Raw genomic sequence first — 295 nt, 5'->3', positions numbered from 1 at the left:
AAAAAAAAAGAGGGGGGGGGGGGGGGGGGGGGGGGGGGGGGGGGGGCGTCCCTGCGGGCCCGCGGCAACGGCAGCGCGCCGGCCACGGCGACCGCGGGGCCGTCGGTCGCGGGGCCGTCCGCGGGCCGCGCGCCACCGGAGTCACTGCCGCCGGAAGCGGAGCCGCTGCCGCCGGAGCCAGAACCAGAACCTGAGTCACCGCCGTCGGGGCCGCTGCTGACGGCCTGGCGGTTGCCATCGGTCCGCCCCTTGGCGACGGGCTGTCCGCCCGTGGTGGCCGCGCCCGCAGCCGTGG

General features: G+C 80.0%; 1 pseudogene. It reads right to left on the bottom strand.

Annotated features, from left to right (window positions below):
* A pseudogene (locus AAHZ94_RS35625) lies at positions 1-295 on the bottom strand (hypothetical protein); the annotation flags it as partial.

It is taken from the genome of Streptomyces sp. HSW2009 (assembly GCF_040240285.1).
Taxonomy (GTDB): domain Bacteria; phylum Actinomycetota; class Actinomycetes; order Streptomycetales; family Streptomycetaceae; genus Streptomyces.
This window is presented reverse-complemented; position numbering and strand designations above follow the sequence as displayed.